A 14,663-nucleotide genomic window follows, 5' to 3' on the forward strand; every position below is an offset into this window, starting at 1 on the left:
GTGGAAGTGCAGTAATGCATGGAGCTGACCAATACTAATCGGTCGAGGGCTTATCCTATATTTAAAACGCAAATTCAATTCGGATTCAGTTTTCAGGCATCAAGCCTGTAACCAATAAGCTGCATGTCCTTTCTGAGGGCTGATATTTTCTCGCAGCGATTTCGAGAAGCGGAAGCTTCGAAAAATCATGTTTGGTGGCGATAGCGGAGGGGTTCCACGCGTACCCATCCCGAACACGACCGTTAAGCCCTCCAGCGCCGATGGTACTTGGACCGAAGGGTCCTGGGAGAGTAGGACGTTGCCAAGCAGATGAAGCCATTGTTGATAATATCAGCAGTGGCTTTTTTCTTTTTTTATTGTGTAAGTGTTTAAGGCTAGTAATAACATTAGAATAGGTTACTGTGGAATGACATTTTTGTTACCGACGCCGCGGTAGATACAAGTATAATAGAAAAGTGCTAATAGTTAGCAGATATTTAATACGAAGGAACTACTCATAAATTCTAACTTTGAATTTTCTTGTGTCTTTAGATGCATTGTAGAGGTAGGGAGGATTTAAGGCATGAAACATTTAAAAATATTTAAGTTAATAATGATTTCTTGTATTTTAACTTTAATACTGGCAAGTTGCGGGGCCAAGGAACCTAAGTGGGATACTTTTGAGGGTGCACTGAATGAGAAAAGCTTCCCTGTCCCCCATGAGGCCAACTCACCAGACCAGACTACTACTAACGTTGCTATGGATTATGTACGTTATTCTTTACCTGGATTAAAGGAGAAGAATGGTATTCCGGATCCTTATATGGAGGCTATTAAAGCCTGGGGATGGACAGAACAAGAAGATGATGATAGTGATTCTTCAGGTGTTTTTCTGAAGGAAGGGTTAACGGTTCATTTAACAGTGCATGATGATTATTTTGTAGTGATGATCCCCAAAGAAAAGAAGACCTCCATTAAAGGTCTTAAGACAAAATAAAGAATCGCCATCCTTTAGGGATGGCGGTTTATTTTTTAATACATGTAAATTGCATGAGCTATACTACTGAACTTTATTGAGAGTAATAGGATACATCGGTCGGATTGAATTTCAACATGCCTCCCTGACCCTGTCGATTCAGTCTGAATAGAGTATAAAGGCGAGGCAGCAGGAGCCATAAGTGGCAAGTGATCAGTGATACTGTAAATGCCGGTGGTGACCAAAAAATAAAGAGTGCTGCGATACAAAGGCCGATATAGAAGTTATGTAGCTGTACTTTACGGAATATACGATAACTAATGTGTTGATCAGGCATAAACCCCAGCCAAGGCAGTTTAAATGAGACAGACCATCTTTTTGAAATGGGATGTCCTGAGATTAAAAGAACTGAGCGTGAAATAACATATTGGACCCAGAAGGCTACAGGCGCTGCTATGATTATGTAGAGAATGCTCCACCAGGAAAGAAATACGGTTTCGAGCACAAGGACTAATAGGGGAAGCGTAATATAAATAGGCAGTAGGCGTGCCGTTAGATTGATTTTTTTAATTAGTTTATATTGATAGAATGTAGCTGCACCTTTGGTAGTGGGTTCCATAGATAATAGTCTAACCTCCTCGTGAATTCGTATGTTCTTAATATCGGCGATTGGCTGTAATTTATTAAACTGGGGCGGAAATTCACCGATATAACGGCAACGGAATATATATAATGCACGATACGAAGGATATGAAAAAACTATGAAAAGGTTTAAAATGATAGAAGGTGTATCATACTGTTCTTAAAAGAGTCAAGGTGGGATGGTTATGGAACAGCAAACCGGGCAAGCTTGTATTATTTGTGGACAGGTGAAAGAGGAAGGTATTGTGATTGTCTCGCATTTTATTTGTGAGGAATGTGAGGCTGAGATGATACGTACCGAGGCTGAGGATGCCAAGTACCGTTTTTTTATCGGCCGCATGAAGAAGATTGGATTGCAAAAGAACGCTTAAGTAGAGTAACTCTGTTAAATGATGCGGTTAAGAGAGCGGTCTGGATGAAAGATACGATGGCTGCATTAGTGATATTCAATATACGGCTTCCTCGTTCTTCAGGCGGGAGGAGCCATTTTGTTGTCCATGGGGCTGCTTTTGCACTGAAGCATAGGCGTTTATCAATATTTACGTTAAAATAGAAGGAACCCTATGGGAAGGAATTTAATATGAATAAACTACAACGTTGTAGGGCGCCTATATACGAAATGCTGGAACAATATAGAATTATGGGTAATAGATCATATCATGTGCCAGGTCATAAAAATGGAGAGGCATATGATGGCGTTGAAGGCGCTGGCTTTTTAGATGAGGTAATGAAGTATGATGTTACGGAAATTTCCGGAACGGATGATCTTCATCATCCTGAGGGAGTTATCAAGGAAGCGCAAGAGTTGGCAGCAGATTGCTTTGGAGCAGAGGAAAGCTTTTTTCTGGTTGGTGGGAGTACAACCGGCAATCTGGCTCTTATTCTAACCGCTTGTCCCGAGCCTGGAATGATTATGATTCTTCAACGAAATGTGCATAAGTCAATCATTCATGGACTGATGTTGGCGGGAGTGCGTGCTGTTTTTCTGGAGCCGCTGATTGACCCTCTTAGCGGCTTAGCAGTGGCGCCGGCGGCAGAAGCTGTTAAGGCTGCACTTGCAGCCTATCCTGAAGCCGCAGCAGTACTTGTTACCATGCCGAATTATTACGGCATGGGCAGTGATCTTGCGCCCCTCGCGCGTATTTGTCACGACAGCGGTGTGCCGCTGCTTGTGGATGAGGCGCACGGGGCGCATTATGGGCAGCACCCGGCGCTGCCAGCCGGGGCGCTTGCTTGTGGCGCGGACGGTGTTGTGCAGTCCACGCACAAGATGCTCACAGCGATGACCATGGGCGCTATGCTGCATGTTCAAGGGCCGCGGCTCGACCGCGCCCTGCTCCGGCAGCGGCTCGCCATGGTGCAGAGCTCCAGTCCATCATATCCTATGATGGCGTCGCTGGATCTTGCCCGGCGGCTGCTGCACAGCCGGGGCAAGGATGCCTTCACGGCGGGGCTGGCCGCCGTGAACGTCCTGCGGCGCGGGCTCGCGCAGCTGCCGCGCTACGGGATGGTGCAGCCGGCAGAGCCGCTGCACCCGAATACGCCGCCTGATTCTATGGCGGCGTACGTGACACAGGACCCCTTCAAAGTCGTCATTTATGACGCCACCGGGGTCCTGAGCGGCTTCGAGCTGCAGCGCAGGCTCGAGACAAAGGGCTGCGTGCCGGAGATGAGCGATGACCGGCACGTAGTGCTGCTCTTCAGCCTTGGATCGAAGGCTGAAGATGCAGATCAATTGCTGCAGGCGTTGCGGGAAATAGATTCGGTGGAATCTTCCGAATCACCGCACACTCTTGGCATACTAGAATCTCGAAATATTTCCACGTGGAACAATTTCGATTCTTTACAAATCTCACAACCCGTTTCCTTCTCATTGAAGCCGGTGTCAGCGAATGAGATTGAAAGCATTGATCTTGGACATTGCGTGGGTAGAGTAGCAGCGGAGATGGTTATTCCATATCCGCCGGGCATTCCGATCTTATATCCGGGTGAAGTGATCACAGATCAGATCCAAAGAAGACTGGCTGGTTTAGCCAAAGGAGGCGCCAAATTTCAGGCTTGTACTGATCCGGTCTTGCAGCGCATTGAGGTATACAACATTCAGAAGGGCGGAGAAGCATAAGTGGGAAAAGAAGGTTTCTTCATAACATTAGAAGGGGGCGACGGTTCCGGAAAAACAACGGTACTAGGTAGAGTAGCAGCCTATTTACAGAACCGGTCCATGCCTTATCGAATTACACGCGAGCCGGGTGGTGTTGAGATTGCTGAGAAGATTCGCTCCATTATTCTAGATCCTGCCCATACAGCTATGGATACGCGTACAGAGGCATTGCTATACGCTGCATCAAGAAGCCAACATCTAGCCGAAGTCGTTGAGCCAGCTCTTAGAGAAGGGCTTACTGTTCTCTGCGATCGCTTTGTAGACAGCAGCCTTGTTTATCAAGGACATGCGAGAGGACTCGGAATAGAAGAGGTATGGAGTATTAATCGTTTTGCGATCGGGGACCGTATGCCGGATTTAACTTTTTATCTGGATGTAGACCCAGAGATAGGGTTGTCACGGATTGCCGCGAATCAAGAACGGGAAGTAAATCGTCTGGATCTGGAGAGTCTTTCATTTCATCAGAAGGTTCGTGAAGGCTATCAATTATTAGTTGATACAAATCCGGGCAGAATAGTAGTTCTGGATGCTAATCGTCCTATTCATATGGTAGAACAAGATATCGTGAGAACTCTTGAAGAGAGAGTATTAAAGGGTTTTTAGGGTGTTTTGTCTAATATAATAAGAGAAGTGACAGATAACTTGGCGTGTGTTTATGAAGTAAGGGTTACTACGAGTAACTTTAAGTAGTAATACACGATAAAAGTATTGGGAGGGAATGCGAAGATGAAGTTGATCATTGCAATTATCCAGGATAAAGACAGTAACCGGTTGTCCAGTGAGCTAGTCAAAGCCAATTTCCGTGCTACTAAACTTGCAAGTACAGGAGGCTTCTTACGGGCAGGGAATACGACATTTATGATCGGGGTAGAAGACAGTCAGATTGAATCCGTATTGACCGTAATCCGTAACAGCTGTAAAGTGCGTGAGCAGTTAGTCACTCCGGTAACGCCGATGAGTGGAACAACGGATTCGTATTTGCCACTTCCTGTTGAGGTACAAGTGGGTGGAGCTACTGTATTCGTACTTCCTGTAGATCGTTTTGAACATTATTAAGTATAATATAGATTAGCAAGCCATTTACAAAAAGGGCGGTAGATAACCTTTGAAGATCAATCCGGGGTATAGGCCCTTGAAGAGTGAGATGATAAATGCAGAAGGGGCTAACAAACCCGTTCAGCAAAAAACGTTCTCTGATGTTTTTCAGCAGCAAAGTGAACAGAAAACCAAAGATGAACTAAATCGCCAGATCAAAGAAATACAGTCACAAGGGGATCGTTTATCTAAGTCCATGACGATTCGCGAGCTTACCATTTACCGGATGATGATCAAAAGGTTTTTGGAAGAAACGGCTCGAAGAGGCGTTACTCTGAAAGAAACACGCGGATGGGATCGACGTGGCCGTGGCAAGCGTTACAAGCTCCTTGAGGAAATTGATTCGGCTTTGCTATCTATGGCAGATGATTTGCTGAATAGTGAGCAAGGCCGGATAGATCTTTTGGGACGCGTTGGAGAAATTCGCGGGTTGTTAATCAACCTTTCTTTTTAAAATATAAGAAAGTATAAGTTTCACACTATACTTTATCCTTATATTTCTCGATTAAACGCTTACCGTTCTTATAAGGACGCCGAAGGCGTTTATGCTTGAAAGTTTTGGGAGGAAATTATGCCTTTTCATGATATAGTAGGCCAGGAGAACGCCAAGCGGCTACTCCAAAATGCCTTGCGCAAAGAAGCTGTGAGTCATGCTTATTTATTTACAGGGCCGGCAGGCAGTGGACAAATGAAAACGGCGCTGATGTTTGCCCAAGCTATATTTTGTACCCAGAGCAAGGACGATGCTTGTGGGGAATGCCTGGAGTGCCGTAAAGTAGAGCACGGAAACCACCCTGATTTGTCACTGCTGCAGCCAGATGGAGCAAGTATTAAAATAGATCAAATCCGTGAGCTGCAGCGCGTCTTTTCCTATCGTTCAGAGGGTGTGAATCCGAAAGTTTATATCATAGATGGAGCAGACAAAATGACGGTACAAGCTGCTAATAGTCTGCTGAAATTTCTGGAGGAACCACCAGCTCCGGCTGTTGGAATCTTAATTTCTGATAATAGCCGTTCCTTATTGCCAACGATTCAGTCGCGGACCCAACGGATTCCATTTAGTCCGTTAAATCCGGATATTATGCTCCAAGCTCTGGCAAGTGAGGGCGTTCCCATACCCTTAGCTCGATGTGCAGTATCACTTAGTTCAGGACTTGATGGTTGCAGGAAACTTTTGGAACAGAATTGGTTTGCAGAAATGAGAAATGTAATGTTACAATTAGCTAAGGAGTCCTTAGGCAAGGGCAGCTCCGCTGTAGCAACTGCTGGGCAGAAGCTGTTCAAGACCGGACTCGCTGAACATTTGGATATCTTCTTCAGCATGTTCCATCTGTGGTTTAAAGATATGCTTTACTTCCTGTACCGTAAGCATGAGAGTATCGTTTTCATAGATCAGTTAGACTTTATTTCCAGGCATGCCCGTGAGCGGAGTGCGGAACAATGGGTGGCTTATATGGGATTTGCTGCAGAGAGCACTAAGAAGCTGCGATCCAATGCCAATGCCCAGTTGTGTCTGGAGCAGTTTTTAATCCGACTGGAAAGTTAAAGGATTAGTTATGATATATCCTCCGGATGTCGCTTTACCTGGAAATATCGTTTTAACAGACGAGGAAGGACAAGCATGGATCATCAGGGAGCGGACATGCCCATAGGTTCCTTTTACCGGCAAACAAGGGGGTTAATTTTTGTACAGCGTAGTAGGTGTCCGTTTTAAAAAAGCGGGTAAAATATATTATTTCGATCCACTTGATTTTCCGATTGAACGGGATCAATATGTTATTGTGGAGACAGCACGTGGGGTTGAATATGGTAAAGTTGTTGTAGGCAAAAAAGAGGTGGAAGAATCCGACGTAGTTTTGCCCCTCAAAAAAGTGATGCGTATTGCCGGAGAAACCGATGGACGCGTTGTTGAAGAGAACAAAGCGGCCGCTAAAGAGGCTTTTACCACCTGTTTAAATAAAATACGCGACCATGGTCTCAAAATGAAGCTCGTCGATGTAGAGTTTACTTTTGACCGTAATAAGATTATATTTTACTTTACGGCCGAAGGACGGGTCGACTTTAGAGAATTGGTTAAGGATCTAGCAAGTATCTTCCGGACTCGCATTGAGCTACGGCAAATTGGGGTGCGTGACGAGGCTAAAATGCTAGGTGGACTTGGACCTTGTGGACGAGTGCTTTGTTGTTCATCTTGGTTAGGGGATTTTGAACCCGTATCCATTAAAATGGCCAAGGATCAGAACCTGTCACTTAATCCGACGAAGATTTCAGGACTTTGTGGACGTCTGATGTGTTGTTTGAAATTTGAGCATGACAATTATGAGAGTGTAAAGGAAGAAATGCCAGCGGTCGGCAAGATTGTCGTGACCTCATTGGGTGATGGCAAAGTAGTAGGACTTAATGCCGGAAGCCGTACGGTTCATGTACAGTTGTTTGAAGTGGGCAAAGTTAAGGAACTTCCAATGGATGATGTTGTCGTCAAGTAAACCATTATAAGGTTACTTTCGGGGTGGAAACTTGGAGAAGAAAAATATATTTGCACACATGCAGGATATGGAAGCACAGATGGAAACGATGCGCGCCAATCTTGGAGAATGGAAACAGACGGTAAAAGAACTGATGGAAGCTAATCAGAGGTTAACTCTGGAGAATGAACAGCTTCGCAAAATTTTAAAGCGGGATGCACCTTTGGATCCTACCGTAGATTCTGCGGAGGCGGAAGCTCTTTTAGCTGCCGGAGAGGGAACAGAAGAGGTTGTCGGGGAAGGTTATGACAACTTGGCCCGGCTTTACCATGAAGGCTTTCACATCTGTAATGTTTATTTTGGACATTTACGCACGGAAGGTGATTGTCTGTTCTGTCTTTCTTTTCTTAATAAATGAGGATATCCAGCCGTAGGAGATTGATCCTACGGTTTTTTTGAATTTTAGCTGAATGAAGATAGTTTTGTTTCGATGATTATTCACAGATGTCTATGCTCAACAAAACAAAGCGTATGCTTACGAAGCAAGTTTTGTCTCGATGATTTATTCAATGAAGCTTAGCTCAACAAAACTTTTAGGAGATTATTACATGACGAATTCTTTTAACGATATATCTGTTCCTTTGTTACCGACGGAGCGGGTGGATGATTTACTAACGCATGACTTGCGAATTATTCAAAGTGACGAAGTATTTAGCTTTTCTATGGATGCTGTACTGCTTGCTCGTTTCGCCAGCGTTCCGCCACGTGGTAGAGTCCTGGATCTTTGTACCGGAAATGGTGTAATACCTATTTTGATGACGACCCGAACAAAAGCTTCTATAGAAGGGATTGAAATTCAGCCCCGTTTAGCGGATATGGCTCGGCGTAGCGTGGCTCTAAATGGGCTACAGGACCAGGTTGTGATCCATGAAGGCGATTTACGTGAGTTATATAAAGTTGCAGGGCATGGCGTATATGATGCGATAACAGTGAATCCTCCTTATATGCCGCTTAACGGCAGTGACCTCAAGCTGAACACTCATCAGGCTATGGCTCGTCATGAAATTGGATGTACACTGGAGGAGGTCATTCAAGCCTGTGTGAGACTGGTTCGCACCGGAGGAAAGGTAAGTATGGTTCACAAGCCACAACGCTTGGTGGATATTATTAGTCTTATGAGGAAATATAGGCTCGAGCCTAAGATTATTCGCTTTGTACATCCACGTGCGCATCTGGAGGCTAATATGGTATTAATCGAAGCGATTCGTGATGGCAAGCCGGAGGCTCGTTTACATCCACCACTCATTGTATATAATGAGGACAATCAATACTGTCCAGAAATTATGGACATCTACTATGGTGCTAAAGAGGGTAAATCATGACGATATCATGCCAAAGCAGTTTTCAAAACAATAACAATACACATAAGCAGGAGTCAACAGGTTCACTCTTTCTGGTAGCAACACCGATTGGTAATTTAGAGGATATGACCTATCGTGCTGTTCGCACATTGCAGGAATGCGATATTATAGCAGCTGAGGATACAAGACAGACTCGGAAATTGTTGAGTCATTTTGAAATTACACCTTCTATGCTGTTCAGTTATCATGAGCATAATAAGGCTGCCAGTGGACCTGAACTTATCCGCTATATAATAGAAGGAAAAAATTTGGCTCTCGTCAGCGATGCCGGTTTACCAGCCATTTCTGACCCTGGTGCAGACCTTGTAGCCCTTGCTATAGGTCACGGTATACCAGTCATTCCTATACCCGGAGCTAACGCAGCTTTGTCAGCATTAATTGCCTCTGGTCTGCCTACGACTACGTTCACTTTTATCGGCTTCTTACCTCGAGAACGTAAGGATATCCGTGCGGTATTAAGTCCACTTCGTTCGGCGCAAGGGACTATACTGTTCTACGAATCTCCACATCGCGTGGTCAAGACACTGGCTCATCTCCATGAAGCATTCGGCAATCGACGAATTGTACTTGCTCGTGAACTGACGAAAAGATATGAGGAGTTTTTACGTGGGACGATTGAGGAATGTACGGATTGGCTCGCTGAACATCCCCCACTTGGTGAGTATGTCATCGTCGTTGAAGGGGAGAGCAAAGAAGATGCTGAAATGGCGGAATCGGCTTGGTGGCGCCAGTTAAGTATTGAAGAACATGTTGCTCATTACGAAGCGGCAGATATGCCGCGTAAAGAAGCTATGAAAAAAGCAGCCTCTGATCGTGGTGTGTCAAAGCGGGATATTTATAATACACTTCTGGATAAAGCTGAGCAGTAAGTGTTATAGACGGACTGGTGAAAATGATCCGTTTCACGGAAACACAGGAAATATATGTGAAGATAATACAATTATATTGTTTAATGGTAAAAAGCGTTTAAGTTAACTGTAAGGCGCGAAGGTTTTACGAAGCTGACGATGATCTAGCCTGAAGGTGGTTCCCAAAAGGAAGCCCATTATAGAACATATTATGGTAAAAACTCGTTTTACTTTGTGCTCTCACCACATTTGAAATCCTCATCAGGTGTCCTGGAGGGAGTAAGTCCTTCTAGACACCCTTTGGGGCGGGAAACACAGGTGATTGCAGAAAAAAAATACCTCCCGCGGTCACGGGAGGTCAAGGAGATATGAAAAGGTTAGAATTAACAATTTGATTAGTTCTATTATATACTATTTATTTTAGTTTGTCACAGGGGTAGGGATAGTAGAAATGCATTCATGACAAACTATTTTTCCTTTGAAGTAAGTTACGTTCTCTGCGTTGCCGCAGAAAATGCAGGCAGGCTCATATTTCTTAAGCATAATGCGCTCACCATCAACGTAAATTTCAAGTGCGTCTTTTTCACCAATGCCAAGAGTACGGCGCAATTCAATGGGAATAACTACCCGTCCAAGTTCGTCTACTTTTCTTACAATTCCTGTTGATTTCATCATAACAATCGTTACTCCTCTCAATGTTCCAAAAACGTCATTATTCGACATTGTTCACTGTTTTATGATATTCATAATACCAACGATTCCCAAAACAGTCAACCTTTTTTCATCTGTCAATTAAGAACTTTTTCACAAAAACTTTGAATTCCCTATAACATTCACGAATTCTAAAATTGTCGATTTACCAAGACTGAAAATGTCACCATTCGACAAAGTACGACATAATTACTTATTATATACTTATATTGGTTAAAATCATATTAAATTTAAAAAAGGAGTTGATCTCATGAAGCAGCCGCTCACAGAGGAAAAGGTTTTCAAAGATCCGGTTCACAATTACATCCATGTGCAGGATACAATTATTTGGCGACTAATAAATACAAAGGAATTTCAGCGTTTGCGCCGAATTCGCCAGTTGGGTACCTCGTATCTCACTTTTCATGGCGCAGAGCATAGTCGGTTTTCTCATTCCCTAGGGGTGTACGAAATTACACGTAGAATTATTTCACAATTTGAACGAAGCGGGTATAAGGATTGGATTCCTGAAGAAAGTCTGCTCACCTTGTGTGCGGCGTTGCTGCATGATCTGGGGCATGGTCCATTTTCTCATTCCATAGAAGAAGCTTTTGAAATGAATCATGAGGATTGGACTTGTCGCATTATTCTGGAGGACACAGAGATTACTGAGATCTTGCGTGATGTGGAGGAGGATTTTCCTCGTAAAGTAGCTTCTGTAATCGCTAAAACTTATGAGCACGAGATTGTTGTGAATCTGGTTTCAAGTCCACTAGATGCTGATCGTATGGATTATTTGCTGCGTGATGCGTACTATACAGGTGTAAACTATGGAACGATCGACATTGATCGGATATTAAGAATGCTACGTCCTTATAATGGTCGGGTTGTTGTAAAAGAATCGGGAATGCATGCCATTGAAGATTATTTAATGTCGCGTTATCAAATGTACTGGCAAGTATATTTTCATCCGGTGACACGTAGCTCTGAGATTATTTTGCGACAAATTTTCCGTAGAGCTAAGGAGCTTTTCCAAGAGGGGTACAATTTTAGTTTTATGATTAACCCACTGGAGGATTTGTTCCGTGGTGAGGTGACAGTGAAGCAATATTTAATGCTAGATGAAGCACTGGTACAGACGGCTTTTATGCAGTGGACACTTGAACAAGATGAGCTATTAAGCGACTTGTGTACCCGATTTATTCATCGTAAACTGTATAAATATGTTGAGATGGAGAATCTCGATTCAGATATGATTACTGAAATCCGCAGCAGCTTTGCGGCAGCGGGACTTCACCCAGAGTATGACTTGGAGATTGATTTTCCGACAGATCTGCCCTATGATGTGTTCCGTCCGGGAGAAGCTTTCGACAATAAGCAAATTTTGCTGCTTGATCGGCATGATCAATTGCGGGAAATTTCAGAGGTGTCGGATATTGTACGCTCTATTAGTGGCATTCACCGTGGCAGACATCATCTATATTTCCCTCAGGATAAGTTGAGAGAAGCGCTTACGCGATTGCCTTCTTCTATAGCAGAGATTTTTGCAAAATAATACAAAAAAATATAGGTTTTTTGACAAGAAGAAACGAAGTTTTCGTCTTTTAAAGACCATAACCGTTTCTCGTAGAAATATAAGGCATAACGAGTCGTGAAACTTATACTGTCTTATATTTAAAAAAGAATAAGGAGTGAGAGTTAAAATGTATCTGTTTGACACACATACGCATCTGGATGCCCCTCAATTCGACGAGGATCGCGAAGAAGTTATCGCTCGTGCTGTAGAGGCAGGAGTTAGTAAGATGATTAATATCGGATTTAACCGGGAGACAATTCCCTCAACGATGAAGCTGGCGGAATCTTATGATTATATTTATGCGGCAGTGGGGTGGCATCCCCAGGATGCGATTGATATGAAAGAAGGAGATCTCGATTGGATCGCTTCTTTATGCAGTCATAAAAAAGTAGTGGCTATCGGGGAAATTGGACTGGATTATTACTGGGATACTTCTCCCAAGGATGTGCAACATGAGGTTTTTCGCAAGCAAATTGGACTAGCCCGTGAACTGAATATGCCGATTTGTATTCATGACCGTGATGCACATGAAGATGTTGTACGGATTTTACGGGAGGAAAAGGCAAATGAGGTTGGAGGCGTGATGCACTCATTCTCAGGAAGCTGGGAAACAGCTAAAATGTGCTTGAATCTTGGTTTTCATTTATCCTTTGGAGGACCCATAACGTTCAAAAATGCAAGAGTGCCAAAAGAAGTGCTTGCACAGACCCCACTAGACCGATTATTGATCGAAACGGATGCTCCATATTTGACTCCACACCCCTTCCGCGGGAAACGAAATGAGAGCGCTCATGTGAAGCTGGTAGCAGAGGCAGCAGCTGAAATTAAAGGGTTAACATGGGAAGAATTGGCTAAAATAACGTATGCGAACGCACTGGAACGATTTGGGATTGAGTGAAAACGGGAGCAAAACAGGCGAAAAATAGAGAATCGCCGATATATTAAACTTTTTTAATATAAAAACGGCTGAATATTACAATATTTTAACCATATTTTTGCGTAAACGTGGTTGAATCGTCCTTTACAACATGCATCAAAACAGGATATCATCTTTTCAGTGATGTGAGCTGTGTTATAGTGACAGCCATTGATTCATGGATCGTCTCGCTGAGTCTCCGTATGGAGAACGGGGGAACCAATATTGTATCTGCCGCATGCCTGTATTTTAAATACGGCTTAGACGTGCCGCGGGACAGTATTCGATTTCTTCACGTGGTCTTTGGGGTGAATTTAAGGGCAACCGCCATGAGCGGGTGACCTGAAATAGGGCGTCTCTCTTTCGTCCGAACCCGACAGCTAACCCCGTAAGCGCAAGTAAGAGAGGCAACCTCGTGCACAAGCATTCTCTATTCTGACATTGGAGAAGCCACGAAAGAGTCCTCAGTTGAACTCTTTTTAGGCTTTTTTATTTTTGAATAAATAGAATGTTGCCCACATACTGTTATATAACAGGGGTGGGAGTAGCTGTGCCGAGCAGGCGATCCATGAGCAGGAGACGCTAAGTTATTACGTGCGTATCCTGTGACAATCTCAAATAGTTTCGTCAAAGGAATTCAGTCCTCATGATATACAATTGACGACGGGGCTATGTAAGGAGGATGGAGAGAATGGGCGTATTCCAACCAGAAGTATCCCATGATTCGCAGTCATCCAGCAGGTCTTTCGCATTACGGTGGGAGCAAGTAAATACTCGCGTACTTTTACTTGCAGGCGTGATTTCAGTCGCTATCGCGCTACTTATTCTGCTGTACGTACACGGTCAAAGTAACAAACAATTATTTTTAGTAATAGACGGACAGACACAGACGCTTGAAACGCGAGAAGCGCTTCTTGGTGATGTGCTGGAGAAAGAGCAAATTTCGCTGCAGCCGCATGATGAACTATCTTTAGGTCTGAGTGATGAAATAAAAGACGGTGACCGTGTCGTTATTAATCGTGCGCAGAAAATTAGCCTTACTGCGGACGGCGCAACAAAAACGTTATATACGACCGAGGATACAATTGGTAAAGCAATTGACAAAATGGGCATTACCCTAGAAGGTCAGGATAAGATTTTCCCTTCGTTAGACACCACCATTTCTGCAAACATGGAGGTTAAGATTGTTCGCATCAACAAACAGGCCGTACAGCGAACAACTAATTTACCCTTCAGAGTCATCAAGACAGCAGACCCCTCCCTTACTGTGGGAACAGTTAGAGTGGCACAGGCAGGCAAACCAGGCGTCATGATTCAGCATATTGAAAAGATCTACCAAGACGGAGAACTGGCCTCTATGCGCATGATTGGTAAGGAAGTACAAACGGTAACGAAAGATAAGATTATTGCCGTTGGTACCAAAGCACTTCCTAAGCCGGCTATAGCTAAGACTACAACAACTTCCAAAACAAACACCATTTCAAAAACGGCTAAGGTTAGCGCCAAGACTAATAACGTCACAAGCAAGGCTGGCGTAGACTTTGAGTACAAGAAGATGATTAAGAACGTCTCCATGACAGCTTATTCATCAGAAGAGCCAGGTATAGGTACCAAAACTGCCTCCGGAACACGCGTAACGGAAGGTCGTACAATTGCAGTAGACCCGAATGTAATCCCTATTGGCTGGTGGGTATATATCGAGGGGCTTGGATTCCGCCGAGCAGAAGATACTGGCGGTGCCATTAAAGGCAATAAAGTAGATGTCTATTTCGATTCACTGAGCCATGTGCGTAATTTCGGTCGTAAATCACGTACCGTTTATGTGATAGGACCTGTGAAGCCGGAGTTAAACTAGTACGGAAGCTTTTGCAAATTATTGTTTGATAAGCTATAG

Annotated in this window: 16 protein-coding genes, 1 rRNA gene and 1 riboswitch; of the genes, 15 read left to right on the forward strand and 2 right to left on the reverse strand. The window is 43.8% G+C overall.

What is annotated here, in order from left to right; all coding sequences use genetic code 11:
• The first annotated feature begins 190 nt into the window (after nt 1-190).
• Together rrf and UQ64_RS00015 are read left to right on the forward strand one after the other, a co-directional pair.
• Nucleotides 191-307, forward strand: a 5S ribosomal RNA gene (rrf, locus tag UQ64_RS00010).
• Between the two features lie 255 nt (nt 308-562).
• The gene (locus tag UQ64_RS00015) at nt 563-976 is read left to right on the forward strand and encodes a hypothetical protein (RefSeq protein WP_060621405.1); all 414 of its coding nucleotides are present in this window, start codon (nt 563-565) and stop codon (nt 974-976) included.
• Nucleotides 977-1,049: 73 nt separating this feature from the next.
• On the opposite strand, the gene UQ64_RS00020 is transcribed toward UQ64_RS00015, so the two are convergent.
• Nucleotides 1,050-1,574, reverse strand: a complete 525-nt coding sequence (locus UQ64_RS00020; RefSeq protein WP_060621407.1) for a hypothetical protein — start codon at nt 1,572-1,574, stop codon at nt 1,050-1,052.
• Nucleotides 1,575-1,782: 208 nt separating this feature from the next.
• On the opposite strand from UQ64_RS00020, the gene UQ64_RS00025 reads away from it, so the two are divergent.
• From UQ64_RS00025 to rsmI, 10 genes are all read left to right on the forward strand, one after another.
• Nucleotides 1,783-1,968, forward strand: coding sequence for a sigma factor G inhibitor Gin (locus UQ64_RS00025; RefSeq protein WP_042123074.1), 186 nt, complete (start codon nt 1,783-1,785; stop codon nt 1,966-1,968).
• Between the two features lie 209 nt (nt 1,969-2,177).
• Nucleotides 2,178-3,719 carry an aminotransferase class I/II-fold pyridoxal phosphate-dependent enzyme gene (locus UQ64_RS00030; RefSeq protein WP_060621411.1) on the forward strand — a complete coding sequence of 514 codons (1,542 nt, stop codon included), beginning with the start codon at nt 2,178-2,180 and terminating at the stop codon, nt 3,717-3,719.
• Nucleotides 3,720-4,361, forward strand: a complete 642-nt coding sequence (gene tmk / locus UQ64_RS00035; protein ID WP_060621413.1) for a dTMP kinase — start codon at nt 3,720-3,722, stop codon at nt 4,359-4,361. It abuts the gene before it with no gap.
• A gap of 123 nt (nt 4,362-4,484) precedes the next feature.
• Nucleotides 4,485-4,814, forward strand: coding sequence for a cyclic-di-AMP receptor (locus UQ64_RS00040; protein WP_042183817.1), 330 nt, complete (start codon nt 4,485-4,487; stop codon nt 4,812-4,814).
• A 49-nt stretch (nt 4,815-4,863) separates the two neighbouring features.
• Nucleotides 4,864-5,307, forward strand: coding sequence for a YaaR family protein (locus tag UQ64_RS00045; protein WP_060621415.1), 444 nt, complete (start codon nt 4,864-4,866; stop codon nt 5,305-5,307).
• A 117-nt stretch (nt 5,308-5,424) separates the two neighbouring features.
• Nucleotides 5,425-6,399 carry a DNA polymerase III subunit delta' gene (gene holB, locus UQ64_RS00050; RefSeq protein WP_042123085.1) on the forward strand — a complete coding sequence of 325 codons (975 nt, stop codon included), beginning with the start codon at nt 5,425-5,427 and terminating at the stop codon, nt 6,397-6,399.
• A 139-nt stretch (nt 6,400-6,538) separates the two neighbouring features.
• Nucleotides 6,539-7,339, forward strand: a complete 801-nt coding sequence (locus UQ64_RS00055) for a PSP1 domain-containing protein (RefSeq protein WP_060621417.1) — start codon at nt 6,539-6,541, stop codon at nt 7,337-7,339.
• Nucleotides 7,340-7,370: 31 nt separating this feature from the next.
• On the forward strand, nt 7,371-7,736 hold the full coding sequence (gene yabA / locus UQ64_RS00060) for a DNA replication initiation control protein YabA (protein ID WP_042123089.1): 366 nt from the start codon (nt 7,371-7,373) through the stop codon (nt 7,734-7,736).
• 190 nt (nt 7,737-7,926) lie between these two features.
• The gene (locus UQ64_RS00065; RefSeq protein WP_060621419.1) at nt 7,927-8,700 is read left to right on the forward strand and encodes a tRNA1(Val) (adenine(37)-N6)-methyltransferase; all 774 of its coding nucleotides are present in this window, start codon (nt 7,927-7,929) and stop codon (nt 8,698-8,700) included.
• Entirely contained in the window at nt 8,697-9,608 is a 912-nt protein-coding gene (gene rsmI / locus UQ64_RS00070) for a 16S rRNA (cytidine(1402)-2'-O)-methyltransferase (protein WP_060621422.1), read from the forward strand. Before UQ64_RS00065 ends, rsmI begins: the two co-directional genes overlap by 4 nt.
• Nucleotides 9,609-10,007: 399 nt before the next feature.
• Here the strand turns inward: rsmI and UQ64_RS00075 are convergent, their stop codons facing one another.
• On the reverse strand, nt 10,008-10,262 hold the full coding sequence (locus UQ64_RS00075) for an AbrB/MazE/SpoVT family DNA-binding domain-containing protein (RefSeq protein WP_042123095.1): 255 nt from the start codon (nt 10,260-10,262) through the stop codon (nt 10,008-10,010).
• 286 nt (nt 10,263-10,548) lie between these two features.
• Here UQ64_RS00075 and UQ64_RS00080 point away from each other — a divergent pair, with 286 nt between their 5' ends.
• The 3 genes from UQ64_RS00080 (at nt 10,549) to UQ64_RS00090 (ending at nt 14,624) form a co-directional block, all read left to right on the forward strand.
• Nucleotides 10,549-11,832: an HD domain-containing protein gene (locus UQ64_RS00080; protein WP_060621424.1), complete on the forward strand. Its 1,284-nt coding sequence runs from the start codon at nt 10,549-10,551 to the stop codon at nt 11,830-11,832.
• A gap of 148 nt (nt 11,833-11,980) precedes the next feature.
• Complete coding sequence (locus tag UQ64_RS00085; protein WP_060621425.1) at nt 11,981-12,751, forward strand: TatD family hydrolase; 771 nt, start codon at nt 11,981-11,983, stop codon at nt 12,749-12,751.
• A 197-nt stretch (nt 12,752-12,948) separates the two neighbouring features.
• A riboswitch (cyclic di-AMP (ydaO/yuaA leader) is annotated at nt 12,949-13,179 on the forward strand.
• Nucleotides 13,180-13,460: 281 nt separating this feature from the next.
• The gene (locus UQ64_RS00090) at nt 13,461-14,624 is read left to right on the forward strand and encodes a resuscitation-promoting factor (protein WP_060621426.1); all 1,164 of its coding nucleotides are present in this window, start codon (nt 13,461-13,463) and stop codon (nt 14,622-14,624) included.
• The last annotated feature ends 39 nt before the right edge of the window (nt 14,625-14,663 follow it).

This window comes from Paenibacillus etheri, assembly GCF_001012825.1.
In the GTDB taxonomy this organism is placed as follows: Bacteria; Bacillota; Bacilli; order Paenibacillales; family Paenibacillaceae; genus Paenibacillus_AQ; species Paenibacillus_AQ etheri.